The organism is Thermoflexus sp. (genome assembly GCF_040289485.1).
Classification (GTDB): domain Bacteria; phylum Chloroflexota; class Anaerolineae; order Thermoflexales; family Thermoflexaceae; genus Thermoflexus.
In genome coordinates this window covers 1-24,966 of the sequence record NZ_PSLG01000032.1, presented here as the reverse complement: position 1 = coordinate 24,966, position 24,966 = coordinate 1, and the positions used below count along the sequence as shown (strand labels likewise).

Below are 24,966 nucleotides of genomic sequence, written 5' to 3'. Positions count from 1 at the left end.
GGGGTAGGGGCGCTGCGCGCGGCGCCCTACCCCTCGCCCGCCTCCTCCGGCTCCAGTTCGGCCAGGGGCACCACGGCCTCGCACTTCAGGCAGCGGGCGTTCTCCCGGTCGTCCTGGACCAGGAGCCCGCCGCAGTGCGGGCAGCGGGCGGAGAGGGGGCGCTTCCAGGTGGTGAAGGGGCACGCCGGCCAGTGGCTGCAGCCGTAAAAAGTGCGGCCCCGCTTGGTCTTCTTCTCCAGGAGCTCCCCGCCGCACTGCGGGCAGGGGACGCCCAGCCGGTTGTAGAAGGGGCGGGTGTAGCGGCACTCCGGGAAGCGGGTGCAGCCGACGAACTTCCCGAAGCGGCCGTGGCGGATCTGCAGCGGCGCCCCGCACTCCGGGCACTGTTCCTCCAGGATCTCGTGATCCAGGGAGATCTTGGGGATGGCCGCCAGGGCGGCCTGCAGCCGCCGCTCGAAGGGGCCGTAGAACCGCCGCAGCACCTCCACCCAGTCCTCCTCCCCCGCCGCGATCCGGTCCAGGTCCTCCTCCATCTGGGCGGTGAAGTGGACGTCCATGATGTCCGGGAAGTGCTGGACCAGGAGGTCGGTCACCGTGATGCCCAGGGGGGTGGGGACCAGCCGTTTGTCCACCCGCTCCACGTAGCCGCGCTGTAGCAGGGTGGAGAGGATGGGCGCGTAGGTGCTGGGCCGGCCGATGCCGTATTCCTCCAGGGTCTGGATCAGCGAGGCCTCGGTGTAGCGCGGGGGCGGCTGGGTGAAGTGCTGCTCGGGCAGCACCCGCCACAGCCGGAGGCGCTCCCGCGGCGCCAGAGGCGGCAGCAGTCCGCCGCCCTCCTCCTCTTCCGAAGGTGCAGCGTCCTCCTCCCGGGCCTCCTCGTAGACCACCAGGAAGCCCGGGAAGCGGATCGCCGACCCGGTGGCCCGGAACAGGTAACGGGGGTTCTCCAACGCCTCGGCCGGGATCTCCCCATCGGCCAGCAGGGCCTGGGGCACCGCCACGATCTCCACCGTCATGGTGTCCAGGATGGCCGGGGCCATCTGGCTGGCCACGAAGCGTTTCCAGATCAACTCGTAAAGCCGATACTGGTCGCGGTCCAGGTAGGGCTTCACCGACTCCGGCGTCCGGAAGACTGAGGTGGGCCGGATGGCCTCGTGGGCCTCTTGGGCGATGCGGGCCCGCGTCTTGTAGACCGGGGGCTCGGGCAGGAGCAGGCCCTCGCCGTAGGTCTGGGCGATGAAGCGACGGGCCTCCTCCTGGGCCAGGGGGGAGACGTTCGTGGAGTCGGTCCGCATGTAGGTGATCAGGCCGACGGACCCCTCGTCCCCCAGGGGGAGCCCTTCGTAGAGTTGTTGGGCCACGGCCATGGTGCGGCGGGCGGTGAAGCCGAGCCGCCGGGAGGCTTCCTGCTGCATCGTGCTGGTGGTGAAGGGGGCGGCGGGCCGCCGCCGTCGCTCCCCCTTCTTCACGCTCACCACCACGTAGAGGGCCTTCTCCAGTTCGGCCACCAGGGGGCGCACTTGTTCCTCGTTCTTGAGGTCCGGCTCGGCCCCCCGATAGCGGACCAGCCGCGCCCGGAAGGTCCGCTCGTCGCCGTCCTTGCTCAGTTCCACGGCGATGGTCCAGTATTCCTCGGGGACGAAGGCTTGGATCTCCCGCTCCCGCTCGACGATCAGGCGCAGGGCCACCGACTGGACCCGGCCCGCCGAGAGGCGGCTCCGGACCTTCTCCCAGAGCAGCGGGCTGAGTTTGTAGCCCACCAGCCGGTCCAGGATCCGCCGCGCCTGCTGGGCGTGGACCCGTTGCATGTCGATGCCGCGGGGGTGGGCGAAGGCCTCGCGGATGGCCGGCTCGGTGATCTCGTGGAAGACCACGCGGCGCAGCTTCTCGGGCGGGATGCGGGCCACCTCGGTGAGATGCCAGGCGATGGCCTCGCCCTCCCGGTCCGGGTCGGTGGCCAGGTAGACCTCAGCGGCCTGCCGGACGGTCTCCCGCAGCTCCCGGACGACGGCCCGCTTCTCCTTGGGCACGCAGTAGGTGGGCTTGAACCCGTTCTCGATGTCCACCGCCAGTTGGGACTTGAGCAGATCCCGCACGTGTCCGATGGAGGCCTTGACGAGGAACCCCCGCCCCAGGATGCGCCCCACCGTCCGGGCCTTGGCCGGGGATTCCACGATCACCAAGCGGGTCTCCTGCCGGGCCATCGAAGGTCGCCTCCCCTCAGAGATACTCGTGCCGTCCCTCGCGCTTGAGTTGCTCCACCAGCAGGCGGACATCCTGGGCCCGATCCCGATGGCAGATCAGGAGCACGTCCTCTGTGTCTACGATGACCAGGTCCTGGATCCCCAGGGTGGCCACCAGCCGCCCGTTCCCGAAGATCAGGGAGCCGGCCGTGTCCAGGCCCAGGTGCTCTGTGCCCAGGACCACATTGCCCTGATCGCCGGCGGCCAGGATGTCCAGCAGGGCCGCCCAGCTGCCGATGTCGTTCCAGCCGAACTCGGCGAGGATGACGGCGGCCTCCTGTGCCTTCTCCATCACCCCGTAGTCGATGCTGATGTTGGGCATCTGGGGCCAGAGGCGCCGCAACGCCGCCGCCTCCCCCGGGGTCCCCAGGGCGGCCTCCAGTTCCCGCAGGCCGGCGGCCAGGTCCGGCAGCGCCTGGGCGATCTCCTCCAGGATCCGATCCACCCGCCAGATGAACATGCCGCTGTTCCACGCGTGCCGCCCGCTGGCGACGAAGCGCTCCGCCGTGGCGGGGTCGGGCTTCTCTCGGAAGGCCAGGACGCGGTAGGCCATAAACCCGCCGAAGCGGCCCAGGGGCTCGCCCCGCTCGATGTAGCCGAAACCGGTGGCCGGGTAGGTGGGCCGGATCCCCAGGGTGACCAGGAACCCTCTCTCAGCCACCTGGAGGGCGGCCCGGAGCACCGCCCGGAACCGGGCCTCGTCGCGGATGTAATGGTCGGCGGGCAGGACAGCCATGATCGCCTGGGGCGACCGGCGCCGGAGGTGGAGGGCGGCCAGGCCGATGGCGGGGGCGGTGTTGCGGCCCACCGGCTCCACCAGGAAGTTGTCAGCCGGGATCTCCGGCGCCTGCCGTCGGAGCTCCTCCGCGTGCTCGTGGCCGGTGACCACCAGGATGCGCTTCGGCCGGAAAAGGGGCAGCAGCCGGTCCACCGTCAGTTGGAACATCGTCCGCTCCCCCAGCAGCCGGAGCATCTGCTTGGGGCGGCTCTGCCGGCTGAGGGGCCACAGTCGCGTGCCGCTCCCCCCGGCCAGGATCACCGCGTAGCTCTCCCAGGCCATCGCTCCCTCCTCCCGGGTCGATCCTCCCGCGCTGCCGGAAAATAACCATACCGAGGATCCGGCCGCCCGGCAACTTCCCGGGACTTTATCCAGGAAAGGACCCATGCCGCCCCTGCCGGCCCGGCGGGCGATCTGCGCTATAGTAAGGGTGGCGGTCAGGAACCTTGCCTTGCCGGAGGCGGCCATGAACATCCTGGTCCTCCACGGGCCCAACCTGAACCTGCTGGGCACCCGGGAGCCCGCCATCTACGGGACGATGACTCTGGAGGAGATCAACGCGCGGCTGCAGGCCTGGGCGGCGGAGCGGGGGATCGCCCTGCGCATCGTCCAGTCGAACCACGAAGGGGCGCTGATCGACGCCATCCACGAGGCCCGCCCCTGGGCCCACGGCATCCTGATCAACCCCGGCGCCCTCCATATCTACGGTTACGCGCTGCGGGACGCGCTGGCCGCCGTGAACCTCCCCACCGTGGAGGTGCACCTCTCCAACACCCAGGCCCGCGAGGAATGGCGGCGGACCTCGGTGATCGCCCCGGTCTGCCGCGGGGTGGTGCTGGGCTTCGGCTGGCGCAGCTACCTGCTGGGCCTGGAGGGCCTCGCCGCGCTGCTGCAGGAAGCCGGCGTCCCTTGAGGCCGTCGCATCTCCAGCGGAGCGAGGAGAGATGGCCGAGACGTTGTTCGCCGGACGCTATCGCATCCTGGGGACGCTGGGGCGGGGCGGGTTCGCCGTGGTCTACCGGGCCTTCGACGTCGTGCTCCAGCGGCCGGTCGCCCTCAAGGTCTTGCGCGGGGACCGCCTACAGGATCCCGACCTGCGGCGGCGGCTGGAGGCCGAAGCCCGCCTGCTGGCCAACCTCTCCCACCCCAACCTGGTTACCGTTTACGATTTCGGGTGGGAGGGCCGCCAGCCCTACTTCGTGATGGAATATGTCGACGGCTGGGACCTCAAAACCCTGATCCGGCACGGGGCCCCCCTGGCCGTCGAGCGGGCCCTGGAACTGATCCTCCAGGCCTGCGCCGGCGTCGGATACGCCCACCGCAATGGCGTCGTCCACGGCGACCTCAAGCCGCAGAACATCCTGGTGGGCCGGGCGGGGGAGGTGAAGGTGGCGGATTTCGGGATCGCCGTCCCCCTCTGGTCGGCGGGGACGGACCCCGCCGTGTGGGCGACGCCCCAGTATCTGTCGCCGGAGCAGGCCGCTGGACAGCCCCCGACGCCGGCCTCTGATGTCTACAGCCTGGGCCTGATCCTCTATGAGATGCTCACCGGGCGTCTCCCCTTTGAGGCCGCCACCGCGGCGGAACTGCTCCAGGCCCATCTGACCCAGCGTCCTCCTTCCCCCAAGGCCTTCCATCCGACCCTCCCCGATCCCCTGGTCGAGATCGTCATGACCTGTCTGGAGAAGGAGCCGGCCCGGCGCTACCGCAACGCGGATCAGTTGGGGCGGGTGCTCCTGCAGCACCTTCCGACGCCGACCCCGGTGGAGATCCCGGAGCCCACCCCCAGCCCGACCACCCAGCCGGTCCCCCCTGCGCCCCCCGCGCCCCTCCGCGAGGGGCGGGACTGGCTGCTCTGGCTGCTGGGCGCGCTGGCCGTCCTGGCCGTCCTCGGCTTGATCCCCCTCTGGCTGCTGGTCTACCGGGCCTGGATGGGCGGGCCCTCCGGGCTGTCCCCACCGACGCCGCCCCCGACCGTGGTACCCACCCTCCAGGTCCCCGACCTGCGGGGGCTGCCGGTGACCGAGGCCCAGGCCCGGGCCCAGGGGCTGGGGTTGAACCTCTCCGTCGCTCAGGAGGTGGAGGACCCGCAGCAGCCCGCCGGCGTGGTGATCGCCCAGGACCCGCCTCCTGGCGCCACCCTCCATCCCGGGGAGACGATCCGGGCGACGGTGAACCGCGGGGCGCCGGCCTTCCCCGTGGTCAGCGTCCTGGGCTACACGCTGGACGAGAACATCCTCAACGGGCTGCGCTCCTATGGCTGGGACGTGCGGGTGGAGCGGGTGTGGAGCCCGGAGCCGGCGGGCCGCATCCTGGCCCAGAACCCGCCTCCCGGCACGCGGCTGGGGGTGGGGCAGACCCTCACCCTGACGGTGAGCGCGGGGATCCGTATCGACATCGGGGCCAATTTCGCCAACTGGGTGATGCTGGACGCGGTGGATCTGCCCCAGCGGACCTTCCGGCCGGGCGAGACCCTGGCCGCCACCCTCGAATGGCGGTCCCTCCAGAGGGTGGGGCAGCCCCTGGTGATCTTCGTCCACCTCATCGGGCCGAACGGCCAGATCGTGGCCCAGCGGGACGCCCAGTCCAACCCGCCCATCCCGGCCTGGCAGCCCGGCCAGATCGTGCGGGACCCGGTGGTTTTGCCCATCCCGGCCCATGCGCCCCCCGGGACCTATCAGTTGCGCACCGGGCTGTATCCGGAGGGGAACCCGGCCGCGCGGGTGATCGTCCTCAACCCGGGCTATGCCAGCGCGGTGAACAACAGCGTCCTGATCAGCGAACTCACCGTCCGGCCGTGAGGGCCCTGGGCCTCATGGCTCTCCGCGGACGATGCGCCGGGCGATCCGGTTGTGCCGCTCGATCAGGCGCTCCTCCTCGACGGTGAGCAGCCGGCCCTCCTGGACGACGACGCGCCCGTGGACCACCACCAGGTCGGCGGGGCGCGGCTGGCAGAAGATCAAGGCGGCCATCGGGTCGTGGCGGGCGCCGGCGTACTCCAAGCGGTCCAGGCGCCACGCGGCGAAGTCAGCGGCCTTGCCCGGGGCCAACTGGCCGATATCGTCCCGCCCCAGCACCGCCGCGCCGCCCCGCGTGGCCAGCCACAGGGCCTCCTCCGCCGTCAGGGCGTCCGGCCGCTCCAGGGCCACCCGCTGGAGCAGCATGGCCTGGCGGGCTTCGGCCAGCATATGCGAGGCATCGTTGCTGGCGCTGCCGTCCACCCCCAACCCCACCTTCACCCCGCGGTCGAGCATCGCCCGCACCGGGGCCACCCCGGAGGCCAGCCGCATGTTGGAACTCGGGCAGTGGGCGACCCCGGCGCCGGAGCGGGCGAGGGCGTCGATCTCCGCGGCGTTGAGGTGGACCATATGGGCGAACCAGACATCGGGGCCGTCCCAGCCCAGTTCGGCGGCGAAGGCCACCGGGCGCTTCCCGAACCGCGCCAGGCAGTAGGCCTCCTCCTCCCGGGTCTCGGCCAGGTGGGTGTGAAGCATCACGCCGTAGTGCCGGGCCAGGGCGGCCGCCTCCCGCATCAGTTCGGGGGTCACCGAGAACGGGGAACAGGGGGCCAGGGCGATGCGGACCATGGCATAGGGCCTGGGGTCGTGATAGGCCTCGATGACCCGCTGCATGTCCTTCAGAATGGCCTCCTCCTCCTCGACCACGGCGTCCGGCGGGAGGCCGCCCTTGGATTCCCCCAGGGACATGGCGCCGCGGGTGGCGTGGAAGCGGATGCCGATCTCATGGGCTGCCTGGATCTCGTCGTCCAGCCGTGCGCCGTTGGGGAAAAGATAGAGGTGGTCGCTGGTGGTGGTGCAGCCCGAGTGGAGCAGCTCGGCCATCCCGACCAGCGCGCTGACGTAGACCGCCTCCCCGTCCATGCGGGCCCAGATGGGGTAGAGGGTCCGCAGCCAGTCGAAGAGCTTGGCGTTCTGGGCGATGGCCCGGGTGAGGGTCTGATACAGATGGTGGTGGGTGTTGACCATCCCCGGGAGCACCACCATTCCCCGGGCCTCGAGGATCAGGTCGGCGGAGGCGGGGAGGTCAGCGGTGGGGCCGACCTGTTCGATCACCCCGTCCCGGGCGAACAGGCCGCCGTCGGGGATGCGCCGTCGCTCGTCGTCCATCGTCACCAGCAGGTCGGCGTGGCGCAACAGCAGGGTCGGCATCGGCGGTCCTCCGCAAGGAGTTTGTTCGATATTGTTGTGTAGATCCGGCGGCGGGGCCACCCGAGGGTGGGGAGGACAGCGGTGGAGCGGATGTGGGCGATCGGCGTGGATCTGGCGTGGTCGCCGCGGAACCCGACGGCCGCCGTGGTCCTCCGGTGGGCGGGGTCCGGCTGGGAGACGGCGGCGTGGGCCGAGGCCCTGGGCGCCGATGCGGAGATCCTGGCCTTCCTGGAACCCTACCGGGCGGGGCCCTGCGTGATCGGCGTCGACGCTCCCCTCATCGTGCCCAACGAGACCGGGTCCCGGCCGTGCGACCGGATGATCGCCGCGCGCTTCGGCCGGCACCACGCCGGCGGATATCCCGTCAACCGCCGGTGGCTCCGGCCCTTCGGGGGCCTGCGCGGGGAGGCGCTGGCCCAGGCCCTGGCCGCCTGGGGGTTCACCCTGGCACCTCCCGCGGCGCCGTGCATGCCCATCCGGGCGGTTCTGGAGGTGTTCCCCCATCCGGCGGCGGTGGTCCTGTTTGGCCTCCGGCGGATCATCCGGTATAAACGGCTGGGGCGGGCCCGATGGATCCAGGGCCTGCGGCGCTGGCACCGGCGCCTGTGGACCCTGGAGCAGGCCCATCCTCCGGTCCGCTGGCCGGAGGCATGGCGGCGGCCCTCATGGCGAGGGGCGTCGCGGCGGTCGCTGAAGGCGTGGGAGGACCTGCTGGACGCGGCCTTCTGCGCCTACGTGGCGGGCTATGTTTGGTTCTACGGCCCCGAGGGATACGAGTGCTTCGGAGATCTGGCGGGCGGCTACGTGCTGGTGCCCCGCCGGAGATGCAGGTTGTCGCCGGGGACGGAGGCGTTGATGGGGCAGGCGTGGCCGTGCTGCGAGGAGCCGCTGCCGGAGGAGGTCCGGCGGGGGCTGGAGCAGTTTAACGCCGGGGAATATTTCGAGCAGCACGAAACCCTGGAGCGGGCGTGGCGGGCGGAGGCCCGGCCGGTGCGCCGGATCTACCAGGGGATCCTCCAGATCGGTGTGGCCTGTTACCAGATCCAGCGGGGGAACCACGCCGGGGCGGTGAAGATGCTCCGCCGGGGCCTGGCCCATCTGGAGGGCGCCCCCGATCGCTGCCAGGGCATCGACGTGGCGCGGCTGCGGGCCGACGCCCGCCAATGGCTGCGGCGCCTGGAGGAGGCAGGGCCGGAAGGGCTGGCCGGGCTCGACCCATGGGCGTTCCCCCGCGTGCATTTCGAAGCCCCCCCGTAGGGGCGTCGCATCCTGGTGTCTCCGGGAAAACCCTCTGGCGTCATCGGGAGGTGCGATGAAAGCAGTGATCATGCGGCGGCGGGGAGGGCCCGAGGTCCTCCAGGTGGAGGAAGTGCCCACGCCCGCCCCCGGCCCCGGGGAGGTCCTGGTGCGGGTGTATGCCTGTGGTCTCAACCACCTGGACCTTTACACGCGGGCGGGGGAGCAGGGGCGCAAGGCGCGGCTTCCCCACGTGCTGGGCCTGGAGCCGGCGGGGGAGATCGCGGCCCTCGGGGAGGGGGTGGAGGGCTGGCGGGTGGGCGACCGGGTGCTGGTGGGCGCCTTCATCGTGTGCGGCGCGTGCGAGTTCTGCCAAGCCGGGATGGACAACCTATGCCGCCGTCGGAAGATCCTGGGGGTGGATCGCTGGGGCGGCTACGCGGAGTACGTGGTGGCGCCGGCCGCCAACCTGATACGACTGGGTCCCCGCCTGTCTTTCGAGGAGGCGGCCGCCGTCCAAGCGGCCTTCGGGACAGCGTGGCATATGCTGGTGAGCCGGGCCCGCCTCCGGCCGGGGGAGACGGTGCTGGTGCTGGCGGCTGGCAGCGGCATCGGGACGGCGGCCATCCAGATCGCCAAACACTTCGGATGCCGGGTGATCGCCACCGCCAGCAGCGACGAGAAACTGGAGAAGGCCCGGGCCCTGGGGGCCGATGTGGGGATCAACTACCGGGAGCACCCGCGCTTCAGCCTGCAGGTCCTGGAGGCCACCGGCGGGCGCGGGGCCGACGTCGTCTTCGAGCACGTGGGCTCGGAGACGTGGAAGGAGAGCGTGGCCTCCCTGGCCTTCCGGGGATGCCTGGTCTTCTGTGGATCCACCACCGGCCGCTGGGGCCAGACCGACCTGTGGGGGGTGTTCTACAAAGAAGCGGAGATCCTGGGCTCCTTCGGGGCCACCCGCGCCGACTTTCAGGCGGTGATGGAGCGGGTGGAGCAGGGGATCTTCCGCCCGGTGATCGATCGGATCTTCCCTATGGAAGAGGCCGCCGAGGCCCACCGCTATCTGGAGGCCCGCCGCGTCTTCGGCAAGGTGGTCCTGCGCCTCCCCTGATCCCGGCGCCTTACCCTTTTGGGAACACGATGGGCAGGCGCAGGGTGACCCGGGTCCCCGGCCGACAGCGCTCTGGATGTCCAGGCGCCCGCGGTGGGCCTCGACGATCCCCCGGACTGCCGTCAGGCCGATGCCTATCCCCCGAACCGGCGGGTGGTTCTCCCATCGACCGGGTAGAAAGGCGCGAACCCGCGCGGGAGGGCCTCCGCGCGTCCTCCACCTCGCTGGTCCAAGCCCGGTTTGCCCATCTTGGCGTGCTCTTGTTGACTGGAAAGGGCCAGGGGTGGTGGGCCGGCTGCGGATAAACGGGAGGGTGCGGTCGGATCGGGTTTCGGGGGAGCGATGGGGCGGATGGGACAAGTAGGGGCGGTGGCCCTGCTGGGGCTGGGGCTGCTGGGATGTCGGGGGGAGCGGGGCCTTCCTCAGGAGCCGACCCCCTCGCCGGCGGCTGCCCGGGCGAGCCGGCTGCGCCCCGCGCCGGTCGACGCGGAGCGGGCGGTGGAGACGCTCCGTCGGCTGCAGGAGGCCGAGGTCCCAATCCGGGACCTGCGGGATCTGGCGGTGCGCTACCGGGGGCTTCCGCCGGACATCCCGTCGACGGCCTGCGGGGATGGAGCGGCGAGGGAAGGCGCCCGCCGGACCTTCTGGGTCCTGAACGATGAAACCGGCGAGGCCTTCACGGTCTCGGCGGTCCTGCGGGTTCGCACCCCCCACCTGGCGATGTGGGTGCAGGAAGACCGGTCGGTGGCCCAGGCGGATCTGCAGGCGGCCGCGGAGGCCTTCGAAACCCGGATCTACCCCACCGTCCGGGCCTTCTTCGGGAGCGAATGGACGCCGGGGGTGGATTGCGATCCCCACCTCGTCGTCCTGCATGCCGCCGGCCTGGGCGGGGTGGCGGGCTATTACGCCAGCAAAGACGAGTTCCCTCGGGCGGTCCGTCCCGATTCCAACGAGGCGGAGATGTTCTACATCAACCTGGACGCTGTCCGGGTGAACTCGGCGTTCTATCTGGGGGTCCTCGCTCACGAGTTCCAGCACATGATCCACTGGTTCAACGACCGCAACGAGGAGACCTGGATCAACGAGGGGGCCTCCGAACTGGCGGCCTTTCTGGCCGGGTATGGGGGCGCTGGCTTCGAGGCGGCCTTCCTGGCCGCGCCGGACACTCAATTGAACACCTGGGCTCCCTCGGAGGAGGGCAACGCCGCCCATTACGGGGCCGCTTTCCTGTTCATGGCCTATTTCCTGGAGCGGTTCGGGGAGGAGGCCACACGGCGGCTGGTGGCCCACCCGGAGAACGGGCTGACGGCCGTGGACCGGGTGCTCCAGGAGCGGGGGGCCGGGATGGACGCCGATGCGTTCTTTCTGGAATGGGTGGTGGCGAATGCGGTGGACCACCTCCGCCCGCGGGAGGGCCCCCAATACGCCGCTCTCTCCCTCTCCCGGCCCCGCCCGGCGGCCGTCGTCCGTCGCCTGCCTCAGACCATCCGCGACACGGTCTTCCCCTACGCTACGGATTACATCGAACTGCCGCCCCGCCGGGCGCTGCGCCTGCGTTTCCAGGGGACCCCGGTTTTGCCCCTCCTCCCTGCCTCGCCCGTGGAGGGGAGCCGGATTTGGTATGCGGTGCGGGGGGACGAGAGCAATCCCCGCCTCACCCGGTGGGTGGATCTGCGCGGGGTCTCCCGGGCCACGCTGCGCTATCGGATCTGGTATGATCTGGAGGAAGGCTGGGACTACGCCTACCTGAGCGTGTCAACCGACGGGGGCCGGCGCTGGACGCTGTTGCGGACCCCCTCGGGGACCGATGCGGATCCGAACCACAACAACCTGGGTTGGGGATACACCGGGCGCAGCGGCGATCCGGGGGGTCCCCGCTGGATCACGGAGGAAGTAGATCTGACCCCGTACGCGGGCCAGGTGATCGGGCTGCGCTTCGAGGTGGTGACCGACGACGCGGTGAACCGCCCCGGGGTCGCCCTGGACGCCATCGAGATCCCTGAGGTGGGGTTTCGGGACGGGGCCGAAGACGGCACGGGGGGATGGATCGCCGAGGGCTGGGCGCCCGTGACCCCGGTGGTCCCTGTGCGGTTCGCCCTGCAGGTGATCCGGTTCCGGGAGGATGGGACGGTCCGGGTGGAGCGGCTGCCGGTGGGAGCGGATGGGCAGAGCGAGGGGGAGGTGGCCGCGGGGCCGGATCGCCAGGTGCTCTTGGCCCTCTCAGCCCTGGCGCGGTTCACCACCGAGCCGGCCCCCTATTCCCTCTGGGTCGAGGAGGCAGCCCGGGGGCCGTAGCCTCTGTGGGGGCATCGTCTTTTCGGGAGGGAGGAGCGGCGCCATGGAGTCGATGGAAGCGGCCTGGCTGGAGCGTCTCCTGGAGGATGAAGGCTGGCGCCGCGGCCTGACGGACGACCAGGCGGAGCGGCTGCTGCGCTGGGGGATGGCCCGATGGGGTGGTGGGCCCTCGGTGGCCGGGGAGGCGGTGCGGCAAGCGATGCGCCGGATCGCGCAGGCTGTCCAGGCGCCGCGGGAGGAGGCCGTAGCCCTCCTGGCGGCCTGGGGGATCCAGGTGCCGTTGGAGTGGGCGGCCTGGACCGTTGACCAGCGTCTGGACTGGGCCTTCCAGGCGCTGGCCGGATGGTCGCCTGAAGCGCCGATCTGGGCGGTGGACGTCGCTGAAGAAGGGGAGGAGGAAAGCATGGGCGACCCTCGCCCGCGCGGCTTCCGGGGGGGAGCGGGACGTCGACGGCTTCAGGGGCCGGTGGTCTCCAGCCTGGCGATCCTGTTGCTCCTGGCGTTGTTGGCGGGGGCGGCCTGGCACGTCCTCTACCGGCCGTCGACGGCTCCGGCGCCGGTCTCCACCGGGGAGGCAGGGTGGTATACGGTCTACTTCACCGCCCCGCGCTTCCCGGACGATCCCCGCTTCCATCGGGGGGGCGTGGTGGATGCCCTGATCGCGGCCATCGACAGCGCGCAGCGGACCCTGGACGTGGCCGTCTACGATATCGAGCTGATGTCCGTGGCCGATGCCCTCCTGCGGGCCCGCGAGCGCGGCGTCCGGGTCCGCGTGGTGACGGAGACGGACAACGCGGACACGAAGGCGGTCGCCCGGCTGCGGGCGGGGGGCATCCCCGTGGTCACCGACGAGCGCCCGGGCTACATGCACAACAAGTTCATGATCGTCGACGGGGAGCGCGTCTGGACCGGCTCCATGAACTTCACCGACAACGACGCCTATCAAAACAACAACAACGCTGTCTGGATCCGCTCGCCGGATCTCGCCCGGAACTACGCGGCCAAGTTCGCCGCCATGTTCGAGCGGCGGGCCTTCGGCCCGGCCCGCGCCTCGGGGGACACGGTTCCCCGGTTGACGATCCATGGGATCCCGGTGGAAAATTACTTCGCTCCGGAGGATCCCACCGTGGAAGCCATCGTGCGGACGCTCCGGGGCGCGCGGGAGCGCATCGTCTTTATGGCCTTCGCTTTCACCCACCCGACCATCGGGGAGGCCCTCCTGGGGCGACATCGGGCCGGCGTGGCGATCCACGGGGTGTTCGAGCGGGTGGGGGCCGATGCCCCCGTCAGCCAGTTCGACCGCCTGCGGCGGGCCGGCCTGGATGTGCTGAAGGATGGCAACCCTTATCTGATGCACCACAAGGTCTTCGTCATCGATCGGCGGACGGTGATCTTCGGATCCTATAATTTCTCGCGGAACGCTGCCCAAGACAACGATGAGAATTTCCTGATCGTCGAGGACCCGGCGATGGCGGCCTTGTTTGAGGCGGAGTTCGCCCGGGTCTATGAGCAGGCGCTCAACCCGCCCCGGAGCGGATGGCCCGACCTGACGGGGATCCTGGCCGGGGCGGGGGGGCGATGACCGGCTTGGGGGAGGAGCCGCTGGCCTGCGCCTCTGGGCGCGGGCGGCTTTTCATTTCCATCGCAAGGAGCGTGTCGATGGCCACCACCCCATCCCCACCGCGTTCCGAGGAGGGGCTGGAGCCGGCCCCGCCGTGGGGGATCGGCCTGGCCCTCACCGCCCTGGCCTACTTCCTGATGGTCCAGGTGATGTTCGGCGTCTTGCTCTTCCTGGGATATGCCGTCCTCGCCGCCCCCGGGCAGTCCCTGGAGGCGGCCCTCCGCCAGGCCGCCGCCAGCCCCCGCTTCATGGGGCTGGCCAACAGTCTGACGTTCCTGTTCATCCTGCTCACGCTGCTCGCCGGGCTGCGCCTCTGGGTCCGGCAGCCTCTCCCCCAGGCCCTGCGTCTGGTGCCCCCGGCCCGCATCCCGTGGTGGGCGGCGCCGCTGCTGGCCCTGGGGCTGGGGGTGGCCCTGGACGCCTTGGCCCTGGCCACGGGGCGCCCGGTGATCCCCGAGAACCTGGCGCCCCTGTTCCGAGGGCGGGATCCCCTGGGCTGGGCGGCGATGGGGATCTCGACCGTTCTGGTCGGCCCGCCCACCGAAGAGGTCCTCTTCCGCGGCCTGCTCTACCCGGCCATGGCCGTCCGGGTGGGGCCGATGCTGGCGGTCTATCTGGTGTCCCTGTCTTTCGCCCTGCTCCATCTCCTCACCTACGGGGGGACTGCTGATCCATGGTTCTGGATCGCCCAGGCCTTCCTGGTGGGCCTGGCGCTGACCGGGCTGCGGGCCCGCACCCGCTCCCTCTGGCCGCCGATCCTCATGCATATGACCCTGAACCTCTATGCCACAGCGGAGGCCATCTTCCTGCTGAACTTCCGCGGATAAAGGAGGGGAGGCCCATGCCCTACACATCCATTCTGGTGGAGACCGTGGACCATGTGGGGTTGATCCGGCTCAACCGCCCCCAGCAACTCAACGCCCTCAACAGCGTCCTGATGGAGGAACTGGTGGAGGCCCTGGAGGCCTTCGACCGGGACGAGGGGATCCGGTGCATCGTTCTTACCGGGAACGAGCGGGCCTTCGCGGCGGGGGCCGACATCAAGGAGATGGTCGAGGCCAGCCCGGTGGACATGCTGCTCCGGGACCACATCAGCCGATGGGATCGGATCCGGCGCATCCGCAAGCCGATCATCGCCGCGGTCTCGGGGTGGTGCCTAGGGGGCGGGTGTGAACTGGCGATGGCGTGCGACATCATCATCGCCTCCGAGACGGCGGTCTTCGGTCAGCCCGAGATCAACATCGGCGTGATGCCCGGGGCGGGGGGCACCCAGCGCCTGACCCGGGCCATTGGGAAGTCGAAGGCCATGGAGATGATCCTCACCGGGCGCTACATGAGCGCCCGCGAGGCGGAGGCCGCCGGCCTGGTCTCCCGTGTCGTCCCGGTGGAGACCTACCTGGAGGAAGCCCTCCGGCTGGCGAAGGAGATCGCCGCCCGACCGCCCATCGCCGTGCGCTTGGCGAAGGAGGCGGTGAACATGGCCTTCGAGACCACGCTGCAGGAGGGGCTGGCCTACGAGCGGCGGCTGTTCTACTTCCTGTTTGCCACCGAGGATCAGAAGGAAGGCATGCGGGCGTTCATCGAGAAGCGCAAGCCAGAGTGGAAAGGACGCTGAAGGCAGTGGGAAGCGAGATCGGCTTCCGGACCCTGGTCCTGGCCCTGGAGGCGGTGCGCTGGAACCCCAGGGGTCCGGCCCTTGTCCTCTTGGCCCCCGAGGTGGAGGGCCGGGTGCGGGGCGGCGTGGCCACGGTGGCCGGGGCCGTCCAGGCGGCCATGGCGGGAGCGACCTGGCTGACCCCCGCCTTCACCTTCCGCACGATGGTCTACCCGCGGGTCGGCCCGGCGGACAACGGGGTGGTCTACTTGGCTGCTCAGGCGGGCAATGCCCGCGCCGTCTTCTTCCGCCCCGACCTGCCGGCCGACCCCGAATGGGGCGCCTTCCCGGAGATCGTCCGCCGCCTGCCGGGGGCCCAGCGCACCGAGCATCCCGTCCTCTCCTTCGTGGTCGTCGGGCCGCAGGCGGAGGCGGCCGTCGCCACCCAGTCCCTGCTGGACCCCTGGGGGCCGATGCGGTGGTTGGAGGCGGAGGGCGGGGATGTGGTGCTCATCGGCGCCGACCCCACGCGGAACGTGGCCATCCATTATGTGGAGGCCATGGCCGGGCGGAAGACCTTCACGCGGTGGGCGTTGATGGACCGTCGGGTGGTGGAACTGCCGGGGTTCCCGGGGTGCCGCCGGGGGTTCGGGGCGGCCGCGCCGATCCTGGAGCCGGCGACCCGAAGGGTCCATCTGGACGATTGGGCGATCCAGGGGCTCCCGATGGAGCGGATGGTCCAGATCCTCTTGGCTTTCCTCCAGCGGGATCCGATGGCGCTGCTTTGCGACGATCCGCTCTGTCTGCTCTGCCACGCCGTCCGTCAACACGTGCTGTATGGGGCGCGCCCCTGATCCCGGGGCCCCAGGAGATCCGATACCGGAGGTGCGCGGTGGCCCGAGAGGTGATCACGACCGAGAAGGCGCCGGCGGCGGTCGGTCCGTATTCCCAGGCCATCCGGGTGGGGAGCCTGATCTTCACGGCGGGGCAATTGGGTCTGGTCCCGGGCACCCGCCAACTGGCTGGGCCGGACGTCGAGAGCCAGACCCGTCAGGCCCTGGAGAACCTGAAGGCCATCCTGGAGGCGGCGGGGTCCTGCCTGCGGCATGTCGTCAAGACGACGGTGTTCCTTCGGGACCTCTCGGAGTGGCCGCGGGTGAACGAGGTGTATGCGGCCTTCTTCCCGGAGCGCCCGCCGGCCCGCTCCGCGGTGGGGGTGGCCGCCCTCCCGCTGGACGCCCGCGTGGAGATCGAGGCCGTTGCCGAGGTCTGCGATTGTCCCTCGTTGGAAGCGTGCGGTTGCCAATGAAGGAAGCCCCGGGCCCTTTTTGACGGCCCGGGGCTCTCCGGTTATGATTCCCCCTGGACTGGACAACGGAATGCGCACGACCTGCGGGGCAGGGTGAGGTCGCCCGGGACGGGCGGCCAATTCCCGACCGGCGGTGATGGAGGGGGATTTCCCCCTCCTCAGCCCGCGAGCCGAGGCCCGACGGCCGAGGCAGGACACCGGTGCAAGTCCGGGGCCGACCGTATAGTCGGGATGGGAGCAGGTGGCGTTCCTCCGGCGCGCCGTGCGCGGCGGGCCGCCTGCCCCGAAGGCATTCCAGCCTTCGGGGTTTGCGTTCTGGCGCGCGGCGGGATGGGTCTTTCCTGCCCCCGAGGGTCGTTGGATCTTCGGGGGCTTTTTCGTGGGCGGCGCCGGAGGTGCAGCCTCCAGGGCCATGGGCGCTGGAGGCGAGGATGCACTGCCCCGCGGTGGCACACGCCGCGGGGCTTTTTCTTGGGAAAGATAAGGCGCCAGCCGGGAGGAGGCGATGGGGATCCATGGATGGGCGAGCCAAGGCCTGCGCGGGTGGGCGACGCGCCTGGGCGGGGCGGTGGGGTTCCTGCTGCTGTGGAGCCTCCTCGTCCGCTTGGGGAACTATCCTCCCTTCATCCTGCCGGGGCCGGAGCGGGTGGCGGCGCGGCTCTGGGCGCTGGCCCGGGAGGGGGCGCTGTGGCGCCACTGGTGGGCCACCGCCCTGGAGGTGGGCCTGGGGCTGGGGCTGGGCGTGCTGGTCGGGCTGGCCCTGGCCTATCCCCTGGCTCACTGGCGGCCCTTCGAGCGGCTGGTGGCCCCCTACCTGGTAGCCTCCCAGGCGGTGCCCATCGTGGCCGTGGCCCCCTTGCTGATTATCTGGTTCGGCCCCGGGCTGCTGGCCCGGGTCCTGGTCAGCGCCCTCATTGCCTTTTTCCCCGTCCTGGTCGCCGCCATCGCTGGCTTCCGCCACATCCCCGCGGAATGGCGGGAACTCTTCCGCAGCCTGAGGGCCACCCGATGGCAGACCTTCTGGAAACTGGAATGGCCGGCGGCCCTGCCGGTGATCTTCGGGGGGTTGAAGATCGGGGCCACCCTCTCGGTGATCGGCGCCTTCGTGGGGGAACTGGTCAGTGCCGATCGGGGGATCGGCTTCTTGATCAAGCAGGGCCAGGGGCTCTATGACACCCCGCTGGTCTTCGGGGGGATCCTGCTCCTGGCCTCCCAGGCCCTCCTGCTGTATGGGGCGATCACCGCCCTGGAGCATCGCTGGGTGCGCCGCTGACGAAGGTGAAAACCCTTTTTACGGAGGTCTCCGATGCGCGATCGACGTGGGATCCTCGTGGCGTTCGGGCTGGCGCTAGCGGCCGCCTGCCAGGCCTTCGCAGGGCCCGCCGCCCCGGCCACCCCCGCCCCCTTGCGGTTGCCCATGGGCTACATCGCCAACGTCCAGTTCGCCCCCTTCTACGTCGCGGTGGAGAAGGGGTACTTCGCTCAGGAGGGCCTCCAGATCGCCTTCGACTACAGTTTCGAGACCAACGGGGTGCAACTGGTCGGCGCCGGGCAGTTGCCCTTCGCCCTGGTCAGCGGCGAGCAGGTCCTCCTGGCCCGGGCCCAGGGGCTGCCGGTGGTCATGGTCGCCCAGTGGTATCAGCGCTATCCCATCGCCGTCTTCGCCCTGGCGGAGAAGGGGATCCGGACGCCCCAGGACCTGCGCGGGCGGACGGTGGGGCTGCCGGGCTTCTTCGGGGCCTCCTATGTGGGCTTCAAGGCCCTGCTCTACGCGGCCGGCCTTTCCGACGAGGCGGTGAAGGCGGTGGACCTGGGCGGCTTCACCCAGGTGGCGGCGGTGAAGGAGGGGAAGGTGGACGCCGCCGTGGGCTACATCAACAACGAGCCCCTGGTGTTGCGGCGGTCCGGCCTCCCGGTCCACGTCCTGGACGTGGCTGATTACACCGCCTTGGTCGGCAACGGCATCCTGACCAACGAACGGACAATCCGGGACCAGCCGGACCTGGTGCGCCGGTTCCTGCGGGCCTTCCTGCGGGGCCTGCGGGATACGCTGCGGGATCCGAAGGAGGCCTTCGAGATCAGCAAGAAGTATGTGGAGGGGTTGAGCGGGGAGAACGAGGCCGCCCAGTGGGAGGTGTTGCAGGCTACCCTCCCCCTCTGGCAGGCGGAGATGCCGGGCCGTTCCGACCCCCGGGCCTGGCAGGAGATGGCCGCGGTGCTGACGCGGATGGGCCAGTTGAAGGAGCCGCTGGATCTCCATGCCGCCTACACCAACGCCTTCGTGGAGGAGATCTGGCCCCAGGTGGAACGAGGGCGATGATGCCTCGGCCGGCCCTGGTGGCGCGCCATCTTTCCCACTGCTACCCCACCGCCCGTGGGGAACTGTGGGCCCTGCGGGAGGTCTCCCTTGCCCTGATGCCGGGGGAGTTCGTCGCCGTGGTGGGTCCCTCGGGGTGCGGCAAGACGACGCTGCTGCGGATCCTGGCCGGCCTGTTGCCGCCCACCCGGGGGGAGGTCTGGCTGGGGGATCGGCCGCTGCGAGGGCCGGACCGGCGGGTGGGGATCGTGTTCCAGAAGGACGCGTTGCTGCCGTGGCGGACGACCCTGGAGAACGTGCGGCTGCCCCTGGAACTGGACGGCTGCCCGCGCCCGGAGGCGGATCGCCGGGCGCGGGCGCTCCTGGAGCAGGTGGGGCTCCAGGGGTTCGAGGAGGCGTATCCTCGTGAACTCTCCGGGGGGATGCAGCAGCGGGTGGCCCTGGCCCGGGCCCTGGTGGCGGATCCGGAGATCCTGCTGCTGGACGAGCCCTTCGCGACCCTGGACGCGCTGACCCGCGAGCGGCTGAACGAGGTCCTGATCGCCCTGTGGGAGCGGCAGCGCAAAACGGTGCTCATGGTGACCCACGACGTGCCCGAGGCGGTCTGGCTGGCGGATCGGGTGTTGGTCATGAGCCCGCGCCCGGGGGCCGTCGTGGCCGAGGTCCGGATCCCGCTCCCCCGTCCGCGGGGCGCCGACCGGTGGTCCCACCCCGCCTTCCTCCAGACGGTCTGGGCCGTCCGCCAGGCCCTGGGGGACGGCGCCCGCTGATCTCGGGGCCTCAGTCCTTCATCAGCAGGCTGAGCCCGAAACTGACCACGGCCAGCAGCACGGCGCCGACCAGGGCCGCCCCCAGGCCGTGGACCTCGAGGGGGGTCAGGGCGGCCACCAGGTAGAGGATGAGGGCGTTGACGACGAAGGTGAAGAGCCCCAGGGTGAGCAAGTTCAGCGGGAGGGTGAGCAGGAGCAGGAGCGGCCGGATCAGGGCGTTGGCCAGGCCGAGGACCAGGCCGGCCAGCAGGAAATCCCCCAGGCCGCTGCCGGCCCGGAAGGAGACCCCCGGGTAGATCTGGGAGACCACCCACAGGGCGATGGTGTTCAGCAGCCAGCGAAGCAGAAAGCGCCGCATGGTTTCCTCCCTCCTGAGATAGGGGCCTGCGCTCCGCCGCCCCGCGAGGACCATCATCCCCCTCCGCGGAGGATCCCACAAGTTCGGGGGCTTCTCTTCCGCATGGGCGCGCTGCCACCGCAGTGGGATAATAGATGGGGGAGAGACCTCGCGGAGGGAGCGCCCATGACCTCGACCGGAGCCGCTCCGGTGATCCGTGCGCCCCGGGGCCGAACGTTGACGTGTAAGAACTGGCAGATCGAGGCCGCCTACCGGATGATCCAGAACAACCTCGATCCCGAGGTGGCGGCGGATCCGGCGAACCTGATCGTCTACGGAGGCCGCGGCAAGGCAGCCCGGAACTGGGAATCCTTCTACGCCATCCTCGAGTCCCTCCGCAACCTGGAGCCCGACGAGACCCTGCTGGTGCAATCCGGCAAGCCGGTGGCCATCTTCCGCACCCACGAAGGGGCCCCCCGCGTTCTGATCGCCAACAGCAACCTGGTCCCCCGCTGGGCCACCTGGGAGGTCTTCGACGAACTGGAGCGCAAGGGGCTGATCATGTTTGGCCAGATGACGGCCGGCGCCTGGATCTACATCGGCACCCAGGGGATCCTGCAGGGGACCTATGAGACGCTGGCGGCGTGCGCGCGGACCCACTTCGGCGGGAGCCTGCGGGGGCGGTGGGTGCTGACGGCCGGCCTGGGGGAGATGGGCGGCGCCCAGCCCTTGGCCATCACGATGAACGAGGGCGTGGGGCTCATCGTGGAGGTGGACCCCCGCCGGGCCCAGCGGCGCCTCGCGCACGGCTTCCTCGATGAGATCGTGGCGGACCTGGACGAGGCGCTGCGGCGGGTGGAGCGCTATGTGCGGGAAGGGCAGGCCCGCTCCATCGGCCTGCTGAGCAACGCCGCCGACGTGTTCCCGGAACTGGCCCGCCGCGGCATCGTCCCCGACGTGGTCACCGACCAGACCCCTGCCCACGACCCGCTGATGTATGTGCCCCGCGGGCTCTCGGTGTTCGAGGCCGAGGACCTGCGGGCCCGGGATCCGCAGACCTATGTCCGGCGGGCCAAGGAGAGCATGGCCCTCCACGTCGAGGCGATGCTGGCCTTCCACCGGGCCGGCGCGGTGGTCTTCGATTACGGCAACAACCTGCGCCAACAGGCCTACGAGATGGGGGTGAAGGACGCCTTCGCGTATCCCGGCTTCGTCCAGGCCTACATCCGCCCCCTCTTCTGTGAGGGGAAAGGGCCCTTCCGCTGGGTGGCCCTCTCCGGGGACCCCGAGGACATCTACCGGACGGACCAGGCGATCCTGGAGCTGTTCCCGGAGAACGAGGCCCTGCGGCGCTGGATCACCATGGCCCAGAAGCGGATCCGCTTCCAGGGCCTGCCGGCCCGCATCTGCTGGCTGGGCTATGGGGAACGGGATCGCGCCGGGCTTTACTTCAACGAACTGGTGCGCCGCGGCGAACTGGGGGCGCCCATCGTGATCGGGCGGGATCATCTGGATGCGGGCTCGGTGGCCAGCCCCAACCGCGAGACCGAAGGGATGAGGGACGGATCGGATGCCATCAGCGACTGGCCGATCCTCAACGCCCTGTTGAACGCGGTGGCGGGGGCCACCTGGGTGGCTTTCCACCACGGCGGCGGGGTGGGGATTGGGTTCAGCCAGCACGCCGGCATGGTGGTGGTGGCCGACGGCACAAAGGAGGCCGAGGGGCGCCTGGAGCGGGTGCTGAAGACCGACCCCGGCCTGGGGGTGGTCCGCCACGCCGATGCCGGCTATGAAAAGGCCATCGAGGTGGCCCGCCGGCACGGGATCAAAATGCCGATGCTGAAATCGCCAGGGGGTGAGCGATGACGGCGCGGGAGCGGGTGGTGTTTGGGGAAGGTCGGATGCTGATCGGGGGGCGCTGGGTAGAAGGGGGCGCTCCCATTGTGGTGCGGGACAAATACACGGGGGAGGAGATCGGGGCGGTGCCGGAGGCGCGGCCGGAGGACGTGGAAGCGGCGGTGGCAGCGGCCCGAGAGGGGGCGAAGGCCATGGCGGCGCTGCCGGCCTGGCGGCGGGCGGAGATCCTGCGGCGGGTGGCGGAGGCGCTGCGGGAGCAGAAGGAGGCCTTCGCCCGTCTGATCGCGGCGGAGGCGGGGAAGGCGTTGAAGTGGGCCCGGGTGGAGGTGGAGCGAGCGATCTGGACCTTCACCCTGGCGGCGGAGGAGGCGCGGCGGGTGGGGGGCGAGGTGATCCCGATGGACGCGGTGCCGGCGGGGGAGGGGGCCTTTGGGTTTTACGTGCGGCGGCCGGTGGGAGTGGTGGCGGCCATCTCGCCCTTCAACTTCCCCCTCAACTTGGTGGCCCACAAGGTGGCGCCGGCGCTGGCGGCGGGGAACGCGGTGGTGCTCAAGCCGGCCTCCAGCACACCCCTGACGGCGGTGGCGTTGGGGCGGGTGCTGGAAGCAGCGGGGGTGCCGGCAGGGGGCTTCAATCTGATTTTCGGCCCCGGGGGGACGGTGGGGGAGGCCCTGGCCGCCCATCCAGGGGTGGATTTGGTGAGTTTCACCGGGAGCCGGGCCGTGGGGGAGCGGCTGACGCGGGTGGTGGGGATCAAGCGGCTGATCCTGGAACTGGGCAACACCACCCCGGTGGTGATCGCGCCGGATGTGACGGATCTGGAAGGGGTGGCGCGGCGGCTGGCGGTAGGGGCCTTCTATTACTCGGGCCAGGTGTGCATCTCGGTGCAGCGGATCTACAGCCATCGGGCGGTGTTGGAGCCCTTTGTGGAGCGGCTGGTGGCGGCGGCGGAGGGGATGGTGGTGGGGGATCCCCTGGACGAGCGGGTGGAGATCGGGCCGCTGATCGACGAGCGGGAGGCCCTGCGGGTGGAGGGCTGGATCCAGGAGGCAGTGACGGGGGGCGCTGAGGTGGCCACAGGAGGCCGGCGGGAGGGGCCGGTGGTCTGGCCAACGGTGCTGATCCGAGCTCGGCCGGAGATGCGGGTGGTGCGGGAGGAGGTGTTTGGGCCGGTGGTCTCGGTGCTGGAGACGGAGGACTTTGAAGGAGCCCTGGAGGCAGCCAACGCCACCGAATACGGGCTGCAGGTGGCGGTGTTCACCCGGGACATCGGGCGGGCCCTGGAGGCGGTGCGGCGGCTGCAGTTCGGGGGCATCATCATCAACGACACCCCCAGTTTCCGGGCCGACCACATGCCCTACGGCGGGGTCAAAGGCAGCGGCCTGGGCCGGGAAGGGGTCCGCTACGCCATCGAGGAGATGACCCACATCCACATGGTCGTCATCCGCCCACCCCTCTGATCCCAAGGACGGGGCGTCGCCGATGCAGGCCGATCTGCTGATCCGCCACGCCGCCCAGGTGGTGACCCCTGTGGGCCGGCGCCCGTTGCGGGGGAAGGCCCTAGGGTCCCTTCAAGTGATCCCGGACGGCGCGGTGGCTGTGCGGGAGGGCCGCATCCTCGCCGTGGGCCCGACGGCCGAGGTGGAGGCCCGGCTCCGGGAGGTCACCGAGGTCCTGGAGGCCCGGGGCCAGGTGGTGGTGCCCGGCTTCGTGGATCCCCACACCCATCTGGTGTGGGCGGGCGACCGAGCCGCCGAGTTCGAGCGGCGGCTTCAGGGGGCCACCTACCTGGAGATCCTTCAGGCCGGCGGCGGCATCCTGGCCACGGTCCGGGCGACTCGGGAGGCCTCGGTGGAGCAGTTGCGGGCGGAGACCCGAAGCCGGATGGACCGGATGCTCCTCCACGGCACCACCACCGCGGAGGCCAAGACCGGCTACGGGCTGGCGCCCGAGGCCGAGTTCCGCCTTCTGGATGTGATCCACGATCTGGACGCGACGCATCCCCTCGACCTGGTGCCGACCTTCCTGGGCGCCCACGCCATCCCCGAGGAGCATCGGGCAGACCCCGAGGCCTACGTGGCGCTTCTCGTCGAGGCGATGCTCCCGGCGGTGGCGGCCCGACGTTATCCCGTGGAGGGGCCGTGGCGGGCGCCGTGGACAGACGGGCGGGCGGCGTGGTTCTGCGACGTCTTCTGCGAACGGGGGGCCTTTGACCTCGACCAGACCCAGCGGATCCTGGAGGCCGCCCGCCGCCTGGGCTTCGGCCTGAAGGTCCACGCCGACGAATTCGTGCCTTCCCTCGGGGCCACGCCCCTGGCGGTGGCCCTGGGGGCAACCAGCGTCGACCATCTGGTGAGCACGCCGCCCGAGCACCTGGCCCTTCTGGCCCGCTCGGAGACGGTGGGGGTGATGCTCCCCGGCACCTCCTTCGGGCTGGGGAGCGGCCATTACGCCCCGGCCCGGCGGTTCCTGGAGGCAGGCGGCGCCCTGGCCATCGCCACCGACCTGAACCCGGGGACTTCATGGTGCGAATCGATGCCGATGATGATGGCCCTGGCGGCCCGGTATTTGGGCCTCACCCCGGCCGAGGCTTTGGCCGCCGCCACCCTGAACGCCGCCTGCGCCCTCGGCCTGGGCCACGAGATCGGGAGCGTGGAGATCGGCAAATGGGCCGACCTGGTGGGGATCGACGCGCCGGATTATCGGCACCTCGCCTATCGCTACGGAGTGAACCTGGTGCACACCGTGATCAAGCGGGGGAAGATCGTGGTCCGGGAGGGCCAGGCGGTGTATAGGGGAACCGACGGCGCCCGGCCCGGGGGAGATCGTCCGTGAGGAGGTAGCGATGAGCATCGGCCAGCGGATCCCCATGCGGGATGGGTCTCTGAAGGTGACCGGCCGCCTACGGTTCGGGGCCGACCTGCGGCTGCCGGACCTGCTCTATGCCCGCCTGGTCCTCAGCCCCCACGCCCATGGCCGCATCCGCGGGATCATAACAGCGCGGGCCCGGGCCGTCCCGGGGGTGGTCGCCGTGCTGACGGCGGCGGACCTGCCGTGGTTCCGACGGGAGCCGGAGAACCATGCCAGGGCCTTGCTGGCCTGGGAACGGGTGGTTTACTCCGGCCAGCCGGTGGCCGTGGTGCTGGCGGAGAGCGAGGCGGCGGCCGCGGACGGCGCCGCCCGGGTGGAGGTGGACATCGAGCCGCTGCCGGCGGTGGTCGATCCCTTGGCGGCGATGGCCGAGGGGGCCCCCCGGATCTGGCCCGGTGGCCGGCCGGGGACGCGGGCCGACGCCGGGGCCCACGCCGCCGATGTCGGCGGGGCAGCGG

General features: G+C 70.8%; 20 protein-coding genes and 1 pseudogene. 17 read left to right on the top strand and 4 right to left on the bottom strand.

Translation table 11 applies throughout. The features are described from left to right. Window positions 1–26: 26 nt before the first annotated feature. Together topA and C4313_RS07080 are read right to left on the bottom strand one after the other, a co-directional pair. Window positions 27–2,204, bottom strand: coding sequence for a type I DNA topoisomerase (gene topA, locus C4313_RS07085; protein WP_352429169.1), 2,178 nt, complete (start codon window positions 2,202–2,204; stop codon window positions 27–29). 16 nt (window positions 2,205–2,220) lie between these two features. Then, window positions 2,221–3,303: a mannose-1-phosphate guanylyltransferase gene (locus C4313_RS07080; RefSeq protein WP_352429168.1), complete on the bottom strand. Its 1,083-nt coding sequence runs from the start codon at window positions 3,301–3,303 to the stop codon at window positions 2,221–2,223. Window positions 3,304–3,487: 184 nt separating this feature from the next. Between C4313_RS07080 and aroQ the strand changes: the two genes are divergently transcribed. Beyond that, a complete protein-coding gene (aroQ, locus tag C4313_RS07075; RefSeq protein WP_352429167.1) occupies window positions 3,488–3,934 on the top strand; it encodes a type II 3-dehydroquinate dehydratase in 447 nt (148 codons plus the stop codon). A 31-nt stretch (window positions 3,935–3,965) separates the two neighbouring features. Continuing rightward, window positions 3,966–5,822, top strand: a complete 1,857-nt coding sequence (locus C4313_RS07070) for a protein kinase domain-containing protein (protein ID WP_352429166.1) — start codon at window positions 3,966–3,968, stop codon at window positions 5,820–5,822. A 12-nt stretch (window positions 5,823–5,834) separates the two neighbouring features. On the opposite strand, the gene C4313_RS07065 is transcribed toward C4313_RS07070, so the two are convergent. Then, complete coding sequence (locus C4313_RS07065) at window positions 5,835–7,190, bottom strand: 8-oxoguanine deaminase (RefSeq protein WP_352429165.1); 1,356 nt, start codon at window positions 7,188–7,190, stop codon at window positions 5,835–5,837. Window positions 7,191–7,280: 90 nt separating this feature from the next. Between C4313_RS07065 and C4313_RS07060 the strand changes: the two genes are divergently transcribed. From C4313_RS07060 to C4313_RS07010, 11 genes are all read left to right on the top strand, one after another. Continuing rightward, window positions 7,281–8,447: a DUF429 domain-containing protein gene (locus tag C4313_RS07060; protein ID WP_352429170.1), complete on the top strand. Its 1,167-nt coding sequence runs from the start codon at window positions 7,281–7,283 to the stop codon at window positions 8,445–8,447. A gap of 55 nt (window positions 8,448–8,502) precedes the next feature. Beyond that, window positions 8,503–9,537: a zinc-binding dehydrogenase gene (locus C4313_RS07055; protein ID WP_352429164.1), complete on the top strand. Its 1,035-nt coding sequence runs from the start codon at window positions 8,503–8,505 to the stop codon at window positions 9,535–9,537. A gap of 351 nt (window positions 9,538–9,888) precedes the next feature. Further along, on the top strand, window positions 9,889–11,832 hold the full coding sequence (locus C4313_RS07050) for a hypothetical protein (protein WP_352429163.1): 1,944 nt from the start codon (window positions 9,889–9,891) through the stop codon (window positions 11,830–11,832). Between the two features lie 43 nt (window positions 11,833–11,875). After that, complete coding sequence (locus C4313_RS07045; protein ID WP_352429162.1) at window positions 11,876–13,414, top strand: phospholipase D-like domain-containing protein; 1,539 nt, start codon at window positions 11,876–11,878, stop codon at window positions 13,412–13,414. Between the two features lie 77 nt (window positions 13,415–13,491). Then, window positions 13,492–14,280 carry a CPBP family intramembrane glutamic endopeptidase gene (locus C4313_RS07040; RefSeq protein ID WP_352429161.1) on the top strand — a complete coding sequence of 263 codons (789 nt, stop codon included), beginning with the start codon at window positions 13,492–13,494 and terminating at the stop codon, window positions 14,278–14,280. A gap of 14 nt (window positions 14,281–14,294) precedes the next feature. After that, window positions 14,295–15,068 (top strand): enoyl-CoA hydratase, encoded by a 774-nt coding sequence (locus C4313_RS07035; RefSeq protein WP_352429160.1) that lies wholly within the window; start codon window positions 14,295–14,297, stop codon window positions 15,066–15,068. A 5-nt stretch (window positions 15,069–15,073) separates the two neighbouring features. Continuing rightward, window positions 15,074–15,901: an AAC(3) family N-acetyltransferase gene (locus C4313_RS07030; protein WP_352429159.1), complete on the top strand. Its 828-nt coding sequence runs from the start codon at window positions 15,074–15,076 to the stop codon at window positions 15,899–15,901. 38 nt (window positions 15,902–15,939) lie between these two features. Continuing rightward, window positions 15,940–16,356, top strand: a complete 417-nt coding sequence (locus C4313_RS07025) for a RidA family protein (RefSeq protein ID WP_352429158.1) — start codon at window positions 15,940–15,942, stop codon at window positions 16,354–16,356. A 505-nt stretch (window positions 16,357–16,861) separates the two neighbouring features. After that, on the top strand, window positions 16,862–17,629 hold the full coding sequence (locus C4313_RS07020) for an ABC transporter permease (RefSeq protein ID WP_352429157.1): 768 nt from the start codon (window positions 16,862–16,864) through the stop codon (window positions 17,627–17,629). Between the two features lie 33 nt (window positions 17,630–17,662). Then, on the top strand, window positions 17,663–18,676 hold the full coding sequence (locus C4313_RS07015) for an ABC transporter substrate-binding protein (protein WP_352429156.1): 1,014 nt from the start codon (window positions 17,663–17,665) through the stop codon (window positions 18,674–18,676). Further along, window positions 18,676–19,443, top strand: coding sequence for an ABC transporter ATP-binding protein (locus C4313_RS07010; protein ID WP_352429155.1), 768 nt, complete (start codon window positions 18,676–18,678; stop codon window positions 19,441–19,443). The genes C4313_RS07015 and C4313_RS07010 overlap by 1 nt, the downstream gene beginning before the upstream one ends. Window positions 19,444–19,453: 10 nt before the next feature. On the opposite strand, the gene C4313_RS07005 is transcribed toward C4313_RS07010, so the two are convergent. Further along, window positions 19,454–19,801, bottom strand: coding sequence for a phage holin family protein (locus C4313_RS07005; protein ID WP_352429154.1), 348 nt, complete (start codon window positions 19,799–19,801; stop codon window positions 19,454–19,456). Window positions 19,802–19,966: 165 nt separating this feature from the next. Between C4313_RS07005 and hutU the strand changes: the two genes are divergently transcribed. The 4 genes and pseudogenes from hutU to C4313_RS06985 form a co-directional block, all read left to right on the top strand. Further along, window positions 19,967–21,646: a urocanate hydratase gene (gene hutU, locus C4313_RS07000; RefSeq protein WP_352429153.1), complete on the top strand. Its 1,680-nt coding sequence runs from the start codon at window positions 19,967–19,969 to the stop codon at window positions 21,644–21,646. Further along, window positions 21,643–23,097, top strand: coding sequence for an aldehyde dehydrogenase family protein (locus C4313_RS06995; RefSeq protein WP_352429152.1), 1,455 nt, complete (start codon window positions 21,643–21,645; stop codon window positions 23,095–23,097). Before hutU ends, C4313_RS06995 begins: the two co-directional genes overlap by 4 nt. 22 nt (window positions 23,098–23,119) lie before the next feature. After that, a complete protein-coding gene (gene hutI, locus C4313_RS06990) occupies window positions 23,120–24,472 on the top strand; it encodes an imidazolonepropionase (protein ID WP_352429151.1) in 1,353 nt (450 codons plus the stop codon). Between the two features lie 10 nt (window positions 24,473–24,482). Continuing rightward, a pseudogene (locus C4313_RS06985) lies at window positions 24,483–24,966 on the top strand (xanthine dehydrogenase family protein molybdopterin-binding subunit); the annotation flags it as partial.